A 19,350-nucleotide genomic window follows, 5' to 3' on the forward strand; every position below is an offset into this window, starting at 1 on the left:
GCGCCATGGACGACAATATGATCCCCGATGTCCTTACCGCCGGCGAGGCCATGGCCCTGCTGATGGCGCGCCAGCCCGGCCCCCTGGACGCCGTGCGCGAGTTCGAACGCGCCACGGCGGGCGCCGAACTGAATGTGGCGGTGGGCCTGAGCCGGCTGGGCTACCGCGTCGGCTACGTGAGCAGCCTGGGCGACGATAGCCTGGGCCGCAACCTGCTCGCCTTCATGGCGGCTGAAGGCATCGACCTGCGCCACGTGCGCGTGGACCAGCGCTATCCCACCGGCTTCATGCTCAAGTCCATGGCGCTGGACGGCGGCGACCCACAGGTGGAGTACTTCCGGCGCGGCTCGGCCGCCAGCAACCTGTCCCGGGCCGACATCCCGGCCGGCGCCTGCAGGCTGGCGCGCCTGCTGCACCTGACCGGCATCACGCCCGCGCTGTCGGACACCTGCCGCGACATGGTGCTGACCATGGCTGCGCAGGCGCGCGGCGCCGGCCGCATCGTTACCTTCGATCCCAACCTGCGCCCGCGCCTGTGGCCCTCGCAGGCGGCCATGGTGGATACGGTGAACGCCGTCGCCAGCCTGGCCGACGTGGTGATGCCCGGCCTGGCAGAAGGCGAACTGCTCACCGGCTGCGGCGACGCGGCCGGCATCGCCGACTTCTACCTGGCGCGCGGCGCGCGGCAGGTGGTGGTGAAGCTGGGTCCGCAGGGCGCGTACTACGCCAGCGCCGAGGGACGCGGCATCGCGCCCGGCGTGCCGGTGCAGGACGTGGTCGACACCGTGGGCGCCGGGGACGGCTTTGCGGTGGGCGTCATCAGCGCGCTGCTGGAAAACCTGCCGCTGGCGACGGCGGCGGCGCGCGGCAACGCCATCGGGGCGCGCGTGGTGCGCTTCCGTGGCGACTGCGAAGGGCTGCCGACGCGCGCCCAGTTGAACCCGCAATGACAATAAACGACATCCTGGAGAATTGCGCATGAAGACAATGGCAGGTTTGCGCTGGCTGGTCATCACACTGGTGGCCATCGCAACCATCATCAACTACATCGACCGCTCCGCCCTGGCCGTCATGTGGCCGGGCATCGCGGCCGAACTGGGCATGGACAAGCGGGACTACGCCAACATCGTCACCGTGTTCCTGATCGGCTACGCCGTCGGGCAGACGCTGTTCGGCAAGCTGTTCGACGCGCTCGGCACGCGCATCGGCTTCATCTTGTCCATCATCGTATGGTCGGTTTCCATCGGCCTGCATTTCGTGGCCCGTTCGGCGCTGTCCTTCGGCATGTTCCGCGTGCTGCTGGGGGTAGGTGAGGCAGGCAACTGGCCGGGCGCCACCAAGGCGGTGGCGGAATGGTTCCCCATCCGCGAGCGCGCGCTGGCGCAGGGCATCTTCGGTGCCGGCGCCTCGCTCGGCTCCATCATCGCGCCCCCGCTGATCGCCATCCTGTATGCTTACTTTGGCTGGAAGACCACCTTCCTGCTGATCGCGGTGCTGGGCTTCATCTGGGTCGTGCCCTGGCTGATCATCTACAAGTCCGGCCCCGACGCACATCCCTGGATCACCCAAGAAGAGCGCAGCTACATCCTGGTCGGCCAGCGCAGTGAAGCGGCACGCGCCGCCGAGTACGTGCCCACGCTGGGCCAGCTGCTGCGCCACCGGCAGAGCTGGGGCGTGATCGCCGCGCGCTTCTTCATCGATCCGGTGTGGTGGCTGTTCGTCGCGTGGCTGCCGCTGTACCTGAACGAGAAGTTCCACTTCGACGTGAAGCAGATCGGCATCTTCGCCTGGGTGCCCTATGTGGGCGCCGCCATCGGCGCGCTGTCGGGCGGCTGGCTGTGCGGACGGCTGCTGCAGCGCGGCTGGAGCGTCAACCGGGCCCGCAAGCTGGTCATCGGCCTCGGACTGGCGCTGATGATGCCGGCGCTGCTGTTCAGTGCCATGGCCGCCACGCCGCTGCTGGCAGTGCTGTCGATCGCCGTGATCCTGTTCGGCTTCCAGGCCGCCATCACCAATATCCAGACCCTGCCGAGCGACTTCTTCTCAGGCCGCACGGTGGGCTCGCTTGCAGGCCTGAGCGGCACCTCGGCCGTGCTGGGCGTGATCATCTGCATGCAGCTTGTCCCCGGACTGACCGCAGGCGGGAACTACACGCCGTTCTTCGTGCTGGGCGCTTTGCTGGTGCCGCTGGTGTTCGTGTCCATCTGGCTCGGCGGTCCCGTGGCGCAGGTCAAACCGCACGGGGAGCAAGCATGATGGCCGCCGCATTCCGCAATCGCATGCTGCGTGCCGCAGCCCTGCTGGCAGCGCTCGCCGGCCCGCTGGCGCAGCCGCCCGCCGTGGCGCAAGCCGCCGCCCAAACCGCAGCGCAAGCCGCCCCGAAACCCAAGCCCAGCGCCTCGGAGGCATTCCAGAAGCAGGACAACGGGACCTTCCTCGAACTGCACGCCCGCTTCCTGGCGCGGGCGAAAAGCGGCCCGGTCGGCCTGCTGTTCCTGGGCGACTCCATCACGGCTGGCTGGCAACGCGCGCCGCATATCTGGGAGGCCTACTACGGCAAATACCAGCCGGCCAACTTCGGCATTGGCGGCGCGCGCACCCAGAACCTGATCTGGCAGATCGAACACGGTGAACTCGCAGGCATCGCACCCAAGGTGACCGTGCTGATGATGGGCACGAACAATAGCCTTGAGTACGACGCCAGCGAAATCGCCGCAGCCAACCGCAAAATCGTATCCATGATACGCGCCCGCCTGCCCGAGACGCGGATACTGGTGCTGGGCATCTTCCCGCGCGGCCCGCGCGATCCCAAGGGTGGCCCCGTCACTCCGGCCGCAGTGGACGAAGCCGCGAAACGCATGGCCACCATCGAAGCGGTGAACCGCGACCTGGCCACGCTGGACGACGGCGGCATGGTGCGCTTCCTCGACATCGGCGCGGTCTTCCTGGGCCAGGACGGCCGCATACCCAAATCCATCATGCCGGACCAGCTGCACCCCGGCCCCGCCGGCTACCAGCTGTGGGCCGACGCCATGCAGCCGCTGCTGGACAGCATGATGAAAGGCGGCTTCACGTCCAGGGAGGAACTAGGCGCGCTGTTCGAGGCAGAAGGCGAAGCGCCCTTCCCCTCCCCCTACGCCGGCACGCTGACGTTCAGCGCATTGAAAGCCAAATACGTTTCCGGCAACGGCCACGGGTACCGCCACGAGCTGAAGACCGTAGCGCGGTACAGGCAGACCGTTGCGGCCACACGCGAACATTTTTCCGCGAGCGTGACGCCGACGCTGCCCGCAGGCGCCAAGACCATCGTCGCCCAGTACCACGCGGAAGGCCTGGATACGCTGGTGAAGGTCTACGTGCAGGACACGGCCGACCCGGGCGGCATCGACGGCAGGGCCGACAACGGCGTGTTCGACGTGCTGGCCCGCCTGAAGGGCACGGACGGCAAGGAGGTCACCACTGCGCTGGGCACCGTGCGATCCGGCGAGCGCTTCGGCCTGGACATCCGTTTCGACGGCGGCTCTGCGATCGTGGCAGCCACCACCGCGACGCACGGCGCCATCGATACCGGGCGTACGCCGATCAAGGCCGACAGCGGCAAGATCTATTTCAAGTTCGGCGACTACCTGCAGGCGCGCGACCCTGCAACCCAGGCCCACACCAGCAGCAGCGCGAAATGGGACGAGTACTTCCGGCAAAAGGGCATCGGCAGCAGCGAGGTGCGCTTCAACGGCATTCAATTCACACGCGGATAGAAACCATGGATCAAGCCCTGCAAGCCGGCACACTGGCCACGCTGAAGACCGTCAGCACCTCCACCCTTACCACGTTGCTGTTCAAGCGCGGTTTTCGAAATGTATTCATCCAGGGTGCGCGGCCCTTGAAGCCGGGCCAGCGCATTGCCGGGCCGGCGTTCACGCTGCGCTATATCCCCTCGCGCGAAGACCTGGACGGCGTTGACGCCTTTCTCGATCCACGCCATCCGCAGCGCGTGGCGGTCGAGGAGATCCCGGCCGGCGCCGTGCTGGTAATGGATTGCCGGGGCGACGTCTCCGTGGCCTCGGCCGGCAGCATCCTGGCCACGCGCATGCAGGTGCGCGGCGTGGCAGGCATTGTAACGGACGGCGGACTGCGCGACGCGGCCGGCATCGCGGCCCTGGACATGCCTGCCTGGTGCTCCGGGCCATCGGCCCCCACCAATCTGCTGCGCCACCACGCGCTGGATATCAACGCGCCCATCGGCTGCGGCGGCGTGCCGGTGTACCCCGGCGACATCATGGTGGGCGACGGCGACGGCGTCGTCTGCATCCCGCGCCACCTGGCGGACGACGTCGCGCGGGACGCGGTGGAAATGGAGCGCTTCGAGGACTTCGTGCTGGACGAAGTACGGCGCGGCGCAACCATTATCGGCCTGTATCCGCCTACCGCGCCGGATACCCGCCTGCGCTACGAGGCCTGGCTGGCGCGCCGCGCTGCGGAATAGACGGCGTTCGGGTCAGAAGGCCCCGACGTAGTTCTCGGCCAGCGCGGTCGCCATCGCGCGCGAGCTGACCACGCACTCCAGTTCCGCGCGCTGCACCTCCTGCTTGAACGGGGTAGCGTCCGGGAAGGTATGCAGCAGGTTGGTCATCCACCACGAAAAATACTCGGCGCGCCAGATGCGCTTCAGGGCCCCCGCCGTATAGCCCTGCAGGCGCTCTTCACTGCCCTTGCGGTAGAACTGTTCCAGGCCTTGCGCTAGCAGGTGCACGTCGGACACGGCCAGGTTCATGCCCTTGGCACCGGTGGGCGGCACAATGTGGGCCGCGTCGCCGGCCAGGAACAGCCGGCCCGCCTGCATCGGCGTCGACACGAAGCTGCGCATGCCGATGATGTTCTTCTGGAAGATGCGGCCTTCCTTCACACGCCAGCCGTCCTTGTTCTCCAGCCGCGCATGCAGCTCGGCCCAGATGCGGTCGTCCGACCAGTTGTCGACGTGGTCGGCCGGATCGCACTGGAAGTACAGCCGCTGCACCGTGGGTGAACGGGTGCTGACCAGCGCGAAACCGCGCTGGTGGCGCGCATAGATCAGTTCATCGGACGACGGCGCCGATTCAACCAGGATGCCGAACCAGCCAAAGCCATACGCCCGCTGGTAATCCTGCCGTCCCTGCGCAGGCATGGCAGGCCGCGTCGCGCCGTGGTAGCCGTCGCAGCCGATCACAAAGTCGGCATCGATGCATGCCGCCGCGCCGGCGTGGCTGAAACTGACCGACGGCGCGGTCGTGTCGACGCCGTGCAGCGCGACGCCGCTCACTTCAAACAGCAGCTGGCCCTGCGCCGCCTGGCGCGCCGCCACCAGGTCCTTGATCACCTCGTGCTGCGGATAGACGGTGATGGATTTGCCGGTCAGCCCGGTCAGGTCGATGCGGTGGCGGCGGCCGCCGAAGGCCAGTTCTATGCCGTGGTGCAGCGCCCCTTCGGCCAGCATGCGCGCGCCCACGCCGGCGTTGTTGAGGATGTCCATGGTGCCTTGTTCCAGCACCCCGGCGCGTATCGTCGCTTCGATTTCAGCCTGGCTGCGCGACTCCAGCACGATGGACTCGATGCCGTTCAAATGCAGCAGATGGGATAGCAGCAGGCCCGCCGGGCCGGCGCCGATGATGGCTACCTGGGTACGCATGGTGTCTCCGTTGTGTTGTTGTATGCAGCCATCGTAGCGCCGCAGGCGGCGAATAAAAATGGAGGAAACCGCATAAAACTTGTACTATTTCGACACCCATCCACTTTCCCGGCCACTCCCATCCATGTCACGCAGCGTCAAACCGGCCCGGCCGGATATCCCCCAGTTCGCCCTGTACGGCGAGCAAACACGGGGCGACAACGCCGAATTCGTGCATATCGAACTGATCGAAACCCGCAGCCGGGTGCATCACTGGCACATCGAGAACCACACCCACAGCGGCCTGTTTCAGGTACTTTTCCTGTTTGGCGGCGAAGTCCGTGCCAGCATCAACGGCGCCGCCTGGGATTGCGTGGCACCGGCCGCCATCACCATCCATCCCTCGGTAGTGCACGGTTTCGACTTCTCGGCCGAGGCACACGGCTATGTGCTGACGGTGGACCAGAACGTGGTGTTCGCAGCGGGGGAAAGCCATGGCGACCTGTTCTCGCCGCTGTTCGTGAAGCCGCTGGCGATCACCCTGGCGGAGGCGCCCGAGTGCGCGCGGCTGGAAGCGCTGCTGCGGCAGTTGCTGGAGGAGGCCGCATGGCCGCAGTACGGCCATACCCTGATGCTGGACTGGCTGGCGCGCAGCGCCCTGCTGCTGCTGGTGCGCCTGCACGCGGAGCGCCGCTTCGCCGACCAGTCCGGCCGCAGCGACTTTGAGCTGTTCAGCCGTTTTCGCGCCGAGGTGGAGCAGCACTACAAGGAGCAGTGGCAGGTGGGCCAGTATGCCGAAGCGCTGCGCGCCACGCCCACGCGGCTCAACCGCCTGTGCCTGAAACTGTCCGGTAAGTCCGCGTTCGACATCACCCAGGACCGGCTGATGCTGGAAGCCTGCCGCAAGCTCACCTACCTCCCGGCGAGCATCGCCAGCATCGCCTATGAACTGGGCTTCCAGGACCCGGCCTACTTCAGCCGCCTGTTCAAGAAGCGCATGGGACTCACGCCCAAGGCATTCCGGGCCGGCTGACCAGGACTACAGCAGGGCGTTCAGCTCCACCTGGATCTTGATCAGCGCCGGCAGGCAGCGCTCCACCATCTGCTCGCGCGGCATGCGCCCGGCATGCACGCTGATGTTCATCGCCGCCACGATCTCGCCCCGGAAATTCTTCAGCGGCACGGCAATGGTGCGCAAGCCCAGTTCCAGTTCCTGGTCCACCAGCGCGTAGCCCTGCGCCCGCGCACGCGCAATCTCCACCGCCAGGCGCTCCTTGTCCACGATGGTGTGCTCGGTGATGCGCTCGGGCCGGGCGCGCGCCAGGAATGCGTCGATCTGTTCCTGCGGCAGGTGCGCCAGCAGGATGCGTCCGTTGGCGGTGCAGTAGGCCGGCACCCGCGTGCCCGGCTGCAGCGTGACCGACACCAGCTGCCCGGCGCTGACAGCGGCCACGCAGACCAGCTGGTCGTGATCGAGCACGCCGGCCGATGCCGCCTCGCCCAGCGAATAGGCCAGCCGGTATAGCAAGGGCTGCACGATGCGCGGCAGGCGCGCCGAATGCAGGTAGGACTGCCCCAGCCGCAGCACCATGGGCGTGAGCGCGAACAGCTTGTTCTCGTGCCGCATATAGCCCAGGTGGGTCAGCGTGATCAGGTAGCGGCGCGCCGCCGCCCGCGTCAAGCCGGTGCGTTCTGCTACCTCGGCGATGCTCAGGCGGCTGCGCTCCTGGTCGAAGGCGGCGATCACTTGCAAGCCTTTTTCCAGCCCGGCCACCAGGTCGCGCTTGGCCGGTAATTCGTCAACTGTGTCCATGATGAAGAAAATCGATGATTTGTGCGAGTATCGCACATTCCGTGCGCATAGCAGATCACAACCGCTGCCGCCTTATTGTGGAGGCGTGCCGCCTTTCATACCATGGCAGCACAGAAAACCACAGGAGGCCCGTCTTGAAATTCGATGCCATCGCGCCCGGCGTGTATCCGGAGCTGATTTACCCGCCCTACAAGTCCACCCTGAAGCGCGGCCCCACGCAGCCGCTGCTGCGCATCCGCGCAACGGAGCCGGTGCAGGACAATCTGCAGCCTGCACCGCGCATCCTGCTGCCCAACGATATGGACCTGACGGCGCACGGCGACGGCGAACCGCTGGGCGAGAAGATCGTGGTCACCGGCCGCGTGGTGGACGAAGACGGCAAACCGGTGCGCAATTCGCTGCTGGAAGTCTGGCAATGCAATGCCGCCGGCCGCTACCGCCACAAGCGCGACCAGCACAATGCGCCGCTGGACCCCAATTTCCACGGCTGGGGCAAGATGATGACCGATGACGATGGCCGCTACCGCTTCATCACCATCAAGCCCGGCCCTTACCCGTGGGGTAATCACGACAAGGCGTGGCGCCCGGCGCACATCCATTTTTCCCTGTTCGGCAACGTGTACGCGCAGCGCCTGGTGACGCAGATGTACTTCCCCAGCGACCCGCTGTTCGACTACGACCCAATCTTCCAGAGCATCCCGGACCTGGACGCCCGCCGGCGCCTGATTTCCCGCTACAGCCTGGAACATACCGACAGCGACAAGATGCTGGGCTATGAATTCGATATCGTCCTGCGCGGCCGCAACGCCACGCCCATGGGCATTTAAGGAGCAGCGGATGAGCAAGATTACCACCTCGCAGACTATCGGTCCCTTCTCGCACGAAGCCTGGCAGTGGGCGGTTGACGCCAGTGCGCCCGGTCAGCTGGAGACCTCGGCCCCCACCATCACCATCAGCGGCGCAATCTACGACGGCGACGGCGTGCCGGTGAACGACGCGCAGATCGAAGCCTGGCAGCCGTCGGCAGCCGGCGCCGAAGCGGCGCAAGCCCTGCCCGGCTTCCGCCGCGTGCCCAGCGGCGAACAGGGCGAATTCAGCCTGCGCCTGTCGCAGCCCGCGCCGCCTTCCAGCGGCGCGCCGGCCACCTTCATCACGGTGTTCGCGCGCGGCCTGGTGAAGCACCAGTTCAGCGCCGTCTTCCTGGAGGACGACAGCGGCCTGGCGCAATCGGAGATACTGCAGCAGGTGCCGGCCGAACGCCGCGCCACGCTGATCGCCCGCAAGACCGCGCCCGGGGTCTATCATTGGGACATCTGGATGCAGTCCGATAAGGAAACCGCATTCTTCGACTATGTCTGACCTGGCAGCGGGGTTCCCTTGAGCGTATCCATATTCGATAGTTTTCTCACCACGCAGGACATGATCGCCGTCTTCGACGACGCGGCCATCGTCCAGGCCATGCTGCGCTTCGAACAGGCGCTGGCGCAGGCCCAGGCCGAAGCGGGCCTGCTGGCGCCGGAAACGGCGCGCGCCATCGCCGGCGTATGCAGCGCGCAGCTGTACGACATTCCGGCCATCGTCAGCGCCGGCCGCCGCGCGGGCAGCCTGGCCATTCCGCTGGTGCGCGAACTGACCCGCACCGTGGCCCTGTATGACGCGGAGGCGGCCACGCGGGTCCACTGGGGCAGCACCAGCCAGGACGTGATCGACACCGCCATGGTGCTGGCCACGCGCGACGCGCTGCAACTGCTGGACGACGGCCTTCACAACCTGTGCGGCCACCTGCTGCAACTGGCGGAGCAGCATGCCGGCACGCCGGTGCTGGCGCGCACGCTGATGCAGCCGGCGCAGGTGAGCAGTTTCGGCTTTAAGGCCGCCGGCTGGCTGGCGCCGCTGGTGCGCGCACGCAGCCGCCTGCGCGAATGCGCCGCGCGCGCGCTGCAGCTGCAGCTGGGCGGCGCAGTCGGCACCTTGTCCGTCATGGGCGAACAAGGCGCGGCCGTGGCAGCACGGATGGCCGCCAGCCTGGGCCTGAAGCTGGCCGGCGCCGCCTGGCACACGCAGCGCGACGAATGGGTGCGCCTGGGACTGGAGGTGGCCGTGCTCACCGGCAGCCTGGGCAAGATCGCCACCGACGTGAGCCTGATGGCGCAAGGCGAGATCGGCGAACTTGCCGAACCGTCCGGCAATGGCCGGGGCGGTTCTTCCGCCATGCCGCACAAGCGCAACCCGGTCTCCGCCATGATTGCGTTGGCGGCCGCCACCCGCACACCGCAGCGCGGCGCCGCCCTGCTGGCCAGCATGGGCCAGGAGCACGAGCGCGGCCTGGGCAACTGGCAGGCCGAACTCGCGGAATGGCCCGGCCTGTTCCTCAGCGCGCACGGTGCACTGCAGGCGCTGAACGACGCCTTCGCGGGCCTGCAGGTCGATCCGGCGCGCATGCTGCGCAATATCGGCGCCCTGCAAGGCCTGGTCTTTGCCGAGGCGGCATCGGCCGAGCTGGCGCCCGCCATTGGCCGTCCCGCCGCCCACGCCCTGCTGGAAACGCTCAGCGCCCGGGCGGTGGCAAGCGGACGTCACCTGGCCGACGAGTTGGCGGAGGCGATCCAGGCCGACGATGCCCTGCGCGGCAAAACCGATCCGGCCGCGCTGGCGGCGCTGTTTGACCCGGCCACCGCCGCCGAACCCGCGAAGCGCCTGGCCCTGCAGCAGTTGGACAGCCTGCGCGGCGATATCGCCGGCCTGAACGCCACCCCTTACCCTCACAGGACACCCGCATGAGCTTCGATCCCATCGACCACGATTTTGAACGTGGACTGAACAACCGCCGCGCCATCCTCGGCGACGCCTGGGTGGAGCGCTCGCTGGCCAATGCCAACAGCTTCAATGCGGACTTCCAGAATCTCATCACGCGCTTCGCGTGGAACGAGATCTGGGGCCGCCCCGGCCTGGAACAGAAAACCCGCCGCGCCATCGTGCTCGCCATCACCATCACGCTGGGCCGCTGGGAAGAATTCGAGCTCCACGTGCGCGCCGCGCTGCTGGGCGAAGCCGGCAACCGGCTCACGCCGGACGAGCTGAAGGAAGTGCTGATGCAGTCGGCCATCTACGCCGGCGTCCCGGCCGCCAACACCGCGTTCGCCCATGCGCAGGCCATCCTGCGCGAGGTGGGCCCGCAGATCGGCTACGCGCTGGAACCCGCCGCGCCGGCCGCAGCCTGCCATCCCGGCGCGGGCCGGGAAGGCCGCAGCGCCGGCCGGCCCGCCCTGCACTACACGGTGCGGGAACCGCGCAGCGGCAAGGCCCCGCGCCACACCGTGGTGCTGAGCCACGCGCTGGGCTGCGACCTCACCATGTGGGACGCGCTGGCCAACACGCTGGCAGCGGACTGCCGCGTCATCGCCTACGATCATCGCGGCCACGGCAGCTCGGAAGCGCCGGAGGGCACCTACACCATGGCCGCCATGGCGGACGATGCCGCTGCCCTGCTGCGCGAACTCGATACCGGGCCAGTGGTATGGATAGGCGTGTCCATGGGCGGCATGGTGGGCCAGGAGCTGGCGCTGCGCCATCCAGCGCTGGTGCGCGCGCTGGTACTGGCCAACACGACCTCCGGTTATCCCGACGCGGCGCGCGAGCTATGGCGGCAGCGCATCGCCACGGTGCGCGCGCAAGGCATCGAAGCCATCGCCGATGCGGTCATGGGCCGCTACTTCCACGACGCTTTCCGCGCCGGCCACGCCGCCACCGTGGCGCGATTCCGGCGCCGCGTGGTGAGCACGGACGTGCAAGGCTATATCGGCTGCTGCCACGCGGTCGGCACGGTGGACACCACAGCGCGGCTGGGCGGCGTTGCCGTGCCGGTGCTGGTTATCGCGGGCGAACTGGATCAGGGCACGCCGCCGGAAATGGCGCGCACGCTGGCGGACGCGGTGCCGGGAGCACAGCTGCTGGTGCTGCCGGAGGCATCCCACCTGGCTTGTGTGGAACAGCCGCAAGCCTTCGAGGAAGCCGTGTCCAGCTTCCTCGCTGGCCTCTGAGGTTTATGGATTACGCGCCCGGGTCGCGCACCTTGTCCACCTGGTCGAACTCGATGTTGTAGAACGAGCCGCCGCTGGCCTCGGCCTTGCGGATGTACACCGTCTGCACGATGTCGCGGCTGGCGGCATCGATGCTGACCGGGCCGCGCACGCTGGTCCAGGCCATGCCCTTCATGGCCGCCAGCAGCTTGTCGCCGTTGCTGTCGCCCTTGGTCTGCCTGAGCGCCTGGTACAGCAGGTGCATGCCGTCGTAGGCGCCCACCGAATGGAAGTTGGGCCGCATGCCCTGGTTCGCCTTGCTGAACGCTTCCACGTAGGCCTTGTTTTCAGGCGACGGGTGGGCCGCCGAGTAGTGGTGGCTGCTCACCACGCCGGCGGCGGCCGGGCCGATGCTGGCCATCAGGTCGTCGTCCAGCACGTCGCCGGTGCAGATCAGGCGGATGCCCGCGGCCGCCAGCCCGCGCTCGGTGAACTGCTTGAGCACGGCGGCGCCTTCGCCGGACGGCACGAATACAAACAGCGCGTCCGGCTTCAGGTCCTTCACGCGCGCCAGGAAAGGCGCATAGTCCGGGTTGCGCAACGGCGCGCGCAGGCTGTCGGCCACCTTGCCGCCGCCTTCGCCGAAGTCCTTCACGAACACCTTTTCGGCGTCCAGCCCCGGCCCGTAGTCGCTCACCAGCGTGACCACGTTCCTGATCTTGTTCCTGGCGGCCCACTGCGCCATGGGCGCGGTTACCTGTGCCAGCGTGAAGCCGGTGCGCACAATGTAGGGGGAACGCTGCGGTATCACGGAAGTGGCGGCTGCCATCACGATCATCGGCACCTTGGCCTGGGTGGCCACGGGCGCGGCGGCGAAGGCCAACGGCGTGAGGCCGAAGCCGGCCAGCACCTGCACCTTCTCGCGCGATACCAGCTCCTGCGCCAGGCGCTTGGTCACGTCCGGCGCCACGCCGCCGTCGTCCTTCAGGATGATCTCGACCTGGCGCCCGGCCACGCTGGCGCCGTTCTGCTGCCGGTAGAGTTTGACGGCGGCCTCGATCTGGCGGCCGGTGGACGCAAACGGGCCGGACATCGGCACGATCAGGCCGACCTTCAGCGGATCGGCCGCGGCGGCGACGGATGGCGCGGCCGGCAGCACGCCGGCGGACAGCGCTGCGGCGCCCAGCATGAGCTGGCGGCGCTGGTGGTTGATTTTTCCTGGCATGGTGTCTCCTCTTTTTATGGGTGGACTATCGGTTCACTACAGGTCCAGCAACAGCCTGGCGGTCTTGGAACGGGAACAGCAAGGGGTGAACTGGTCGTTGGCGGCCTGCTCGGCTTCGTCCAGGTACAGGTCGCGGTGGTCCGGCACGCCGTCCAGCACGCGCGTCAGGCAGGTGCCGCACACGCCCTGTTCGCAGGAGGCGGGAATGAACACGCCGGCATCGCTCAGCACGCGCAGCACGGTGTCGCCTGCAGCAATGGCGTAGACCTTGCCGCTGGAGGCCAGCTGCACTTCGAAGGGTTGGTCTCCGGCCGCAGCGTCTGCGTCCGCAGCAGGCGCGCCGAAGTACTCCAGGTGCAGCCGGTCGTGCGGCCAGCCAGCGGCAGCGGCGCTTGCCTTCACGTGGTCAATGAAACCAGCCGGGCCGCACAGATAGATACGCGCGCTGCGGTCCAGCTGCGCCAGCAGCGCAGGGAGGTTCAGCTTCTGGGCCGGTTCGCCGCTGTCATAGTGGAAGTGCACCTGCGGCGCATAGGGCGCGGCGGCAATGCGATCGCGGAATGCCGTGCGCCCGGGCGAGCGCGCGCAGTAATGCATCTCGAAGGCGGCACCCTGCGCCGACAACGCTTCCGCCATCGCCAGGATGGGCGTCACACCGATGCCGCCGGCCAGCAGCAGGCTGTATGGCGCTTCCGCCAGCGCGAAGTGGTTCTTCGGCGCGCTGATTTGCAGTGTGGCGCCGGCCCGCACTTCCTCGTGCATGGCACGCGAGCCGCCGCGCGAGGCCGGGTCGCGCAGCACGCCGATAACATAGCGGTGCCGCTCTTGCGGCGGGTTGCAGAGCGAATACTGCCGCACCAGGCCGGCGCCTGCGCCGAGATGCACATCGATGTGGGCGCCAGCGGCAAACGGTGGCAGCGGCGCGCCGTCGGCGCTCACCAGCTCGTAGCTACAGATGTCTTCGGCCTCCAGCTGCTTGCGCTCCACGCGCACCTGCAGAAGTCCGCCGCTCATGCGGCTTGCTCCTGCTTGCTGCCCTGCTTCTCCTTTTCCATCCATTGGTCCAGCACCCGGCGCGACTGCACGCCTCCGGCGTCGATATTCAGCATCAGCAGCTTGCGCTCCGGATGGCGCAGGATATTGGCCTGCTGACGCTCCAGCATCTCCCGGTCCTCGCCAAAGATCTTGCCCTGGCCTTCGCGGATGGTGGCGGTGAGCTCCTGGTCGCCGGGCTTGAAGTTGCGCGCCATGCCCCAGAAGTACCAGTGCGAGGTTTCGCTTTCCGGGGTAATGAAGTCCACCACGATGCTGGACGCCTTATGCTCCGGCGCCGCGTCGTAGCCGCCCTTGCCCGCGTGCGCCACGCCCACCTCGATCATCACATGGCTGGGCGGCGTGAAGCGGCAGATCTGCCAGCGGTCCACCGGCACGTCGTCCGCCAGGCCGTTGCCGCGCAGCGCGGCGCGCCAGAACGGCGGCGCCATGATGTTTTCCATGTAGCGGCTGGTGATCACCTGCTCGCCCTCGACGCGGGTGCTGACGGGTGCCTCGTCGATCTCCTTCTGGCCGATGCTCGACGCATGCACATAGGTCTCGTGCGTGAGGTCCATCAGGTTGTCGATCATGAGCCGGTATTCGCAGTTGATGTGATACAGGCCGCCGCCATACGCCCACTCGGGATTGTCCGCCCACTCCAGGTGGTGGATCAGCGCCGGGTCGGCCAGTTCGCGCTCGCCGGTCCAGACCCAGATAAAGCCGTAGCGCTCCTCCACAGGATAGCTGCGGATGCAGGGAAAGCCGCGCACGCGCTGGCCCGGCATGGCGGCCACCTTGCCGTCGCAGCCCATCTCCAGGCCGTGGTAGCCGCACACCAGCTGGCCGTCGCGCACGAAGCCGAGCGACAGCGGCGCGCCGCGGTGCGGGCAGAAGTCCTCCACCGCCGCCACCTTGCCCTGCGCGCCCCGGTAGAACACGATCTTCTCGCCGCAGATCTGGCGCCCCAGCGGCTTGCCTTCGATTTCGTCCGGGGTGCAGGCCACGTACCAGGTATTTTTTGGGTACATCTCGTCTCCTTGTTTGTTTTTTATATTCAGTGCACTGAATGTTGTAAAGTATAGACTGGAAACCTGAGAAGTAAACCACCCGGCCCACATTCTTTTTACGGTACGACATGCCAGAAACCGAAAGCAAACTGACGGACCTGTACGAACACCCGGGCCACTTGCTGCGCCGCGCGCAGCAAATTTCGGTGTCGATTTTTTACGACGAAATGGGAGACGAACTGACGCCGGTGCAGTACGCCATGCTGCGCAACCTGGAGCGCCATCCCGGCATCGACCAGGTATCGCTGTCCGCGGTGAGCGGCATCGACACCTCCACCGGCGCCACCGTCTGCGCGCGCCTGGCGGAAAAAGGCCTGCTGACGCGCACCGTGATCCCCACCAACCGCCGCCAGCGCGCGCTGACCATCACGGCGGCCGGCGAGCAGCTGCTGGCCGACCTGATCCCCGCCTCGCAGCGCCTGCGCCGCCGCCTGCTGGCGCCCCTCACCGGCCCGGAGCAGCTGCAGTTCATGGAACTGCTGACCAAGCTGGTGCAGGAAAACAACGAACAAAGCCGCGCACCGCTGGCAAGCCGCGAGGGCTGACTCCGGGGCACCGATTCTGGTGCAATATAGGTAGGCCTCGGCACCATTCCCATCATAAGAAGGAGACACCATGGACCGTTCCACCCTCCCCGTCCTGGCCGGCGCCCTGCTGCTGGCCGCCGTGCTGCCCGCATCCGCGCAAAACGCCACCAAGGCCGACGCCATCGCCCTGGTCGACAAGGCCGTGGCCAACATCCAGAAGAAAGGCATCGAGGAAGCCTGCAAGGACTTCGCCGATCCCAAAGGCGGCTACATCCAGGGCGACCTGTACGTGTTCGTGCAGGACGCGCAGATGATGATGGTGTGCCACGCCACCACGCCGCGCATGAACGGCAAGGACATGTCGCAGCTGAAGGACGCCGACGGCAAGCAGTTCGTGCAGCAGATGCGGGAAGTGGCCCAGTCGAAGAAACCCGGCTGGGTCGACTATGTCTGGGTCAATCCCGTCACCAAGGCGCTGGAAAACAAGACCTCGTACATCCGCCAGGCCGAGGACAAGTACACCGTCGGCGCCGGCATTTATAAGCCGAAGTAGCAGCCGAAGTAACAGCCCAACTAACTCAGGCCACCGCCACCAGGCGGTCCAGCTTGTCCCCCTCGGCCAGCAGGCTGGCGCTGTCCGAGTCATGCACGATGCGGCCCCGGTCCAGCACAATGGCGCGCTGCGTGAGCGACAGCGCCAGCCGCGCGTGCTGTTCCACCACGATCACCGACATGCCCTCCTCCCGCACCAGCAGGCGGATGGCGCGCACCAGCTCCTGCACGATGATGGGGGCCAGGCCCTCCATCGGTTCGTCCAGCAGCAGGATGCGCGGATTGGTCATCAGCGCGCGCGCAATCGCCACCATCTGCTGCTCGCCGCCGGACAGCTGGTTGCCCATGTTGCTGCGGCGTTCCGCCAGGCGCGGGAACAGCTGGTAGATCTTCTGCAGGTTCCACGGGCCGGGGCGCGCCACCACGGTCAGGTGCTCCTCCACCGTCAGGGAGGGGAACATATGGCGCTCCTGCGGCACCCAGCCCAGGCCGGCGCGCGCGCGGCGGTAGGTGGGCATGCGCCCGATATCGCCGCCGGCCCAGCGGATGGCGCCGCCGTGCAGCCGCGTCAATCCCATCAGCGTCACCAGCAGGCTGGTCTTGCCGACACCGTTGCGGCCCAGGAGCGCCAGGCTGTCGCCTTCGTTCAGCGCGAACGATACGTCTTCCAGCACGATGGACTCGCCGTAACCGGCAGTGACCTTGTCAAGCGCCAGCAATTCAGCCATGTTCGGCCTCCCCCAGATACACTTCCTTCACGCGCGGGTCGGCCGCGATCTCCGCCGGCGTGCCCTCGGTGAGCACCTTGCCGCCCACCATGACCGTAATGCGGTCGGCAAAGCGGAACACCAGCCCCATGTCGTGTTCGATGAACAGCACCGTCACGTCGCGCGGCAGCTGGGCCAGCACCTCGAACAGCTCCTTGCTTTCGGCCTGCGGTATGCCGGCGGCCGGTTCGTCCAGCAGCAGGATGCGCGGCCTGGTGGCCAGCGCCAGGGCAATTTCCACCAGCCGCTGTTTGCCGTAGGCCATGCTGCGCGTGACGCTGTTGGCCTGGTCGGCCAGCTTGAGCGTGGCCAGCAAGGCCATGGCCTCGTCGATCACGTCGGTGAGGCTGGACACGGTCTTGTACCAGACCGACTGCATGCCGCGCCGCTCACAGATGGCCAGCGCCACCGATTCCAGCACCGTCATGCCGGCGAACAGGGTGTTGAGCTGGAAGGTACGCGTCATGCCGCGCTGCACCCGCTGGTGCTGCGGCAGCTGGGTGATGTCCTCGCCGCCGAGGAAGACCTTGCCGGCGCTCGGCATCAGGCCGCCCGTCAGCAGGTTGATGAAGGTGGTCTTGCCGGCGCCGTTGGGGCCGATCAGCGCGTGGCGCGCGCCCGGCGCAAAGGTCAGGCTCACGTCGCTGTTGGCGGCGAAAGCGCCCCAGCGCTTGCCCAGGCCTTCGGTGCGCAGGGTGATGTCTGCATTGGTCGTCATGGTCATGCCTGCTCCTTGCGGGTGAAACGGGCGGCCAGCTTTTCCAGCCCGCCCAGGATACCGCCGCGCGCGAACAGCACGATGGCCACCAGCAGCAAGCCGATATAGAACTGCCAGTAGGCCGGATTGAGGCCGGAAATATAGTCTTGTGCCAGCATGAACACGGCGGCGCCGATCAGCGCGCCGTACAGGCGCCCCGTCCCGCCCAGCACCAGCATGATGAGCAGCTCGGCCGAGCGCGGGAAGCCCAGCGAGTCCAGCCCCACGAACTGCGTGGTCTGGGCCAGCAGCGCGCCCGCCAGGCCGGCCACCGTGGCGGCCAGCGTGAACGCCGCTGCCAGGCGGCGGTTGACGTTCACGCCCAGCGCAGGCATGCGGCGCGCGCCCTCGCGGATGCCGATCAGGCTCAGGCCGAAGGGCGACTTCACCACCCGCCGCAGCAGCACGAAGACGATGAACAGCACGGCCAGGCTGTAGCAATAAGCCACGTTGCCGTTCAGGTCGAACTCGAAGGCGCCGAACAGTTTGCCGACCGCCATGCCGGACAAGCCGTCCACGCCGCCCGTCAGGAAGGAAGCCTTGTTGGCGGCCTCGAACAGCATCAGCCCTATGCCCAGCGTGACCATGAGCCGCGTCAGGTCCTGGCCGCGCACCACCAGGAAGGACATGATGAAACCTGCCAGGCCGGCTACCGCGGCGCCGGCCAGCAGGCCGCTGAGCGGCTCGCTCCAGCCGTGCACCGAGAGCAGGCCGGCGGTGTAGGCGCCCAGCCCGAAGAAGGCGGCATGGCCCAGCGAGACGATGCCGGCATAGCCCAGCAGCAGGTCCAGCGACAGCGCGAACAGGCCGACGATCATGATCTGGCTGATCAGCACCAGGTAGCCGGGGAAGGCAAAGTAGGCCGCCACCGGCAGCAGCCAGAAGGCGATTTCCAGCGCCGACCAGCGGTCGTTGGGCAGGCGGAGCGGGTTGTTGGTCTGCTGGGTCATGTTCTGCGCTGGTTGGTTGACGGCGGGCGCCGGCTTGACGGCGGCTGCGGTGAAGGCGTTCATGCTTTCCTCCGGATCAGGCCTGCGGGGAACAGGATCAGCAGCACTACCATCAGGCCGTAGATGACGAAGGCGCCCACTTGCGGCACATAGTATTTACCGGCTACGTCGAACACGCCCAGTATCAGCGCTGCCAGCAGCGGGCCCTTGATCGTGCCTGCGCCGCCCACGGCCACCACCAGCAGGAAGTAGACCATGTATTTGAGCGGGAATGTGGGGTCCAGCCCCAGCACGTCGATACCGAGCCCGCCGCCCAGGCCCGCCAGCCCGGAGCCCAGCGCAAAGGTGAGGCTGAACACGCGGCCGACGTTGATGCCCAGGCCGGCCGATGCGGTCTGGTTGTCCACCGAGGCGCGGATCTGGGCGCCGAAGCGGGTGCGCTCGATCAGCAGTCCCAGCGCCACGGTGATCAGCACCACCACCGCGATCAGGAACAGGCGGTAGCTGCCTACTTCCAGCCCGAGCAGCGGCACCTGGCCGCGCAGCCAGTCCGGCAAGGTCACCGGCTGCTGGGTGGGCCCGAACAGCCAGGTGGCGCCTGCCACCGACATGAAGGTGAGGCCGATGGAGAACAGCACCTGGTCCAGGTGGCTGGCGCGGTACAGGCGGCGGTACAGCAGCCGCTCCAGCACCAGCCCGGCCACGGCGGCGGCCAGGAAGGCCAGCGGCAGCGAGGCCAGGAAAGGCACGCCCAGGCGCGACAGCACCGTCACGCTGACATAGCCGCCCAGCATGGCAAAGGCGCCGTGTGCCAGGTTAATGAAGTTCATCATGCCCATCGTGACCGACAGGCCGACGCTGATCAGGAAGAGCAGGCTGCCATAGGCGATGCCGTCGAACAGCACGCCGGCGAAATTGGCTAGCATATGCGCCTCCGGTCCGGTTTTACTTGTTTCATTTTGTCTCCATCCATTTCTTGATGCGATGTGCGGTAATC

20 protein-coding genes are annotated in these 19,350 nt (G+C 67.3%); 11 read left to right on the forward strand and 9 right to left on the reverse strand.

What is annotated here, in order from left to right:
* Positions 1-5 precede the first annotated feature (5 nt).
* From ASC94_RS02810 to ASC94_RS02825, 4 genes are read left to right on the forward strand one after another with little or no spacing between them, the layout of a single operon-like run.
* Complete coding sequence (locus ASC94_RS02810; RefSeq protein WP_056390415.1) at positions 6-950, forward strand: sugar kinase; 945 nt, start codon at positions 6-8, stop codon at positions 948-950.
* 28 nt (positions 951-978) lie between these two features.
* Positions 979-2,256, forward strand: a complete 1,278-nt coding sequence (locus ASC94_RS02815; protein WP_056390418.1) for an MFS transporter — start codon at positions 979-981, stop codon at positions 2,254-2,256.
* Positions 2,253-3,755 (forward strand): GDSL-type esterase/lipase family protein, encoded by a 1,503-nt coding sequence (locus ASC94_RS02820; protein WP_082616077.1) that lies wholly within the window; start codon positions 2,253-2,255, stop codon positions 3,753-3,755. The genes ASC94_RS02815 and ASC94_RS02820 overlap by 4 nt, the downstream gene beginning before the upstream one ends.
* A gap of 5 nt (positions 3,756-3,760) precedes the next feature.
* Entirely contained in the window at positions 3,761-4,483 is a 723-nt protein-coding gene (locus tag ASC94_RS02825) for a ribonuclease activity regulator RraA (RefSeq protein WP_056390424.1), read from the forward strand.
* A 12-nt stretch (positions 4,484-4,495) separates the two neighbouring features.
* Here the strand turns inward: ASC94_RS02825 and ASC94_RS02830 are convergent, their stop codons facing one another.
* Positions 4,496-5,662, reverse strand: coding sequence for a 4-hydroxybenzoate 3-monooxygenase (locus ASC94_RS02830; RefSeq protein ID WP_056390426.1), 1,167 nt, complete (start codon positions 5,660-5,662; stop codon positions 4,496-4,498).
* Positions 5,663-5,786: 124 nt separating this feature from the next.
* On the opposite strand from ASC94_RS02830, the gene ASC94_RS02835 reads away from it, so the two are divergent.
* The gene (locus ASC94_RS02835) at positions 5,787-6,674 is read left to right on the forward strand and encodes a helix-turn-helix domain-containing protein (protein WP_056390429.1); all 888 of its coding nucleotides are present in this window, start codon (positions 5,787-5,789) and stop codon (positions 6,672-6,674) included.
* A gap of 6 nt (positions 6,675-6,680) precedes the next feature.
* Here the strand turns inward: ASC94_RS02835 and ASC94_RS02840 are convergent, their stop codons facing one another.
* A complete protein-coding gene (locus tag ASC94_RS02840) occupies positions 6,681-7,454 on the reverse strand; it encodes an IclR family transcriptional regulator C-terminal domain-containing protein (protein ID WP_056390431.1) in 774 nt (257 codons plus the stop codon).
* A 134-nt stretch (positions 7,455-7,588) separates the two neighbouring features.
* On the opposite strand from ASC94_RS02840, the gene pcaH reads away from it, so the two are divergent.
* Genes pcaH through pcaD form a run of 4 tightly spaced genes read left to right on the forward strand, consistent with a single transcriptional unit; the run spans position 7,589 to position 11,494 of the window.
* The gene (gene pcaH, locus ASC94_RS02845; protein ID WP_056390434.1) at positions 7,589-8,281 is read left to right on the forward strand and encodes a protocatechuate 3,4-dioxygenase subunit beta; all 693 of its coding nucleotides are present in this window, start codon (positions 7,589-7,591) and stop codon (positions 8,279-8,281) included.
* A gap of 10 nt (positions 8,282-8,291) precedes the next feature.
* Positions 8,292-8,813, forward strand: coding sequence for a protocatechuate 3,4-dioxygenase (locus ASC94_RS02850; protein WP_056390437.1), 522 nt, complete (start codon positions 8,292-8,294; stop codon positions 8,811-8,813).
* 18 nt (positions 8,814-8,831) lie between these two features.
* Positions 8,832-10,235 (forward strand): 3-carboxy-cis,cis-muconate cycloisomerase, encoded by a 1,404-nt coding sequence (gene pcaB, locus ASC94_RS02855; protein WP_056390440.1) that lies wholly within the window; start codon positions 8,832-8,834, stop codon positions 10,233-10,235.
* Positions 10,232-11,494 carry a 3-oxoadipate enol-lactonase gene (pcaD, locus tag ASC94_RS02860; RefSeq protein WP_056390443.1) on the forward strand — a complete coding sequence of 421 codons (1,263 nt, stop codon included), beginning with the start codon at positions 10,232-10,234 and terminating at the stop codon, positions 11,492-11,494. The genes pcaB and pcaD overlap by 4 nt, the downstream gene beginning before the upstream one ends.
* 10 nt (positions 11,495-11,504) lie before the next feature.
* Here pcaD and ASC94_RS02865 read toward each other — a convergent pair whose 3' ends face one another.
* Genes ASC94_RS02865 through ASC94_RS02875 form a run of 3 tightly spaced genes read right to left on the reverse strand, consistent with a single transcriptional unit; the run spans position 11,505 to position 14,761 of the window.
* Positions 11,505-12,698: an ABC transporter substrate-binding protein gene (locus tag ASC94_RS02865; protein WP_056390446.1), complete on the reverse strand. Its 1,194-nt coding sequence runs from the start codon at positions 12,696-12,698 to the stop codon at positions 11,505-11,507.
* A 36-nt stretch (positions 12,699-12,734) separates the two neighbouring features.
* A complete protein-coding gene (locus ASC94_RS02870; protein WP_056390451.1) occupies positions 12,735-13,712 on the reverse strand; it encodes a PDR/VanB family oxidoreductase in 978 nt (325 codons plus the stop codon).
* A complete protein-coding gene (locus ASC94_RS02875; protein ID WP_056390454.1) occupies positions 13,709-14,761 on the reverse strand; it encodes an aromatic ring-hydroxylating dioxygenase subunit alpha in 1,053 nt (350 codons plus the stop codon). Before ASC94_RS02875 ends, ASC94_RS02870 begins: the two co-directional genes overlap by 4 nt.
* A 107-nt stretch (positions 14,762-14,868) precedes the next feature.
* Between ASC94_RS02875 and ASC94_RS02880 the strand changes: the two genes are divergently transcribed.
* Together ASC94_RS02880 and ASC94_RS02885 are read left to right on the forward strand one after the other, a co-directional pair.
* On the forward strand, positions 14,869-15,345 hold the full coding sequence (locus ASC94_RS02880; RefSeq protein ID WP_056390457.1) for a MarR family winged helix-turn-helix transcriptional regulator: 477 nt from the start codon (positions 14,869-14,871) through the stop codon (positions 15,343-15,345).
* A 70-nt stretch (positions 15,346-15,415) separates the two neighbouring features.
* Positions 15,416-15,880: a cache domain-containing protein gene (locus ASC94_RS02885; RefSeq protein WP_056390460.1), complete on the forward strand. Its 465-nt coding sequence runs from the start codon at positions 15,416-15,418 to the stop codon at positions 15,878-15,880.
* 25 nt (positions 15,881-15,905) lie between these two features.
* Here the strand turns inward: ASC94_RS02885 and ASC94_RS02890 are convergent, their stop codons facing one another.
* From ASC94_RS02890 to ASC94_RS02905, 4 genes are read right to left on the reverse strand one after another with little or no spacing between them, the layout of a single operon-like run.
* The gene (locus tag ASC94_RS02890) at positions 15,906-16,607 is read right to left on the reverse strand and encodes an ABC transporter ATP-binding protein (protein ID WP_056390462.1); all 702 of its coding nucleotides are present in this window, start codon (positions 16,605-16,607) and stop codon (positions 15,906-15,908) included.
* Positions 16,600-17,364 carry an ABC transporter ATP-binding protein gene (locus tag ASC94_RS02895; RefSeq protein ID WP_373888093.1) on the reverse strand — a complete coding sequence of 255 codons (765 nt, stop codon included), beginning with the start codon at positions 17,362-17,364 and terminating at the stop codon, positions 16,600-16,602. The genes ASC94_RS02890 and ASC94_RS02895 overlap by 8 nt, the downstream gene beginning before the upstream one ends.
* A gap of 2 nt (positions 17,365-17,366) precedes the next feature.
* Positions 17,367-18,416, reverse strand: coding sequence for a branched-chain amino acid ABC transporter permease (locus tag ASC94_RS02900; RefSeq protein WP_157201256.1), 1,050 nt, complete (start codon positions 18,414-18,416; stop codon positions 17,367-17,369).
* Positions 18,413-19,279 (reverse strand): branched-chain amino acid ABC transporter permease, encoded by an 867-nt coding sequence (locus ASC94_RS02905; RefSeq protein WP_056390469.1) that lies wholly within the window; start codon positions 19,277-19,279, stop codon positions 18,413-18,415. The genes ASC94_RS02900 and ASC94_RS02905 overlap by 4 nt, the downstream gene beginning before the upstream one ends.
* Positions 19,280-19,350: the final 71 nt, after the last annotated feature.

Source organism: Massilia sp. Root418 (genome assembly GCF_001425265.1).
Lineage (GTDB): Bacteria > Pseudomonadota > Gammaproteobacteria > Burkholderiales > Burkholderiaceae_D > Rugamonas.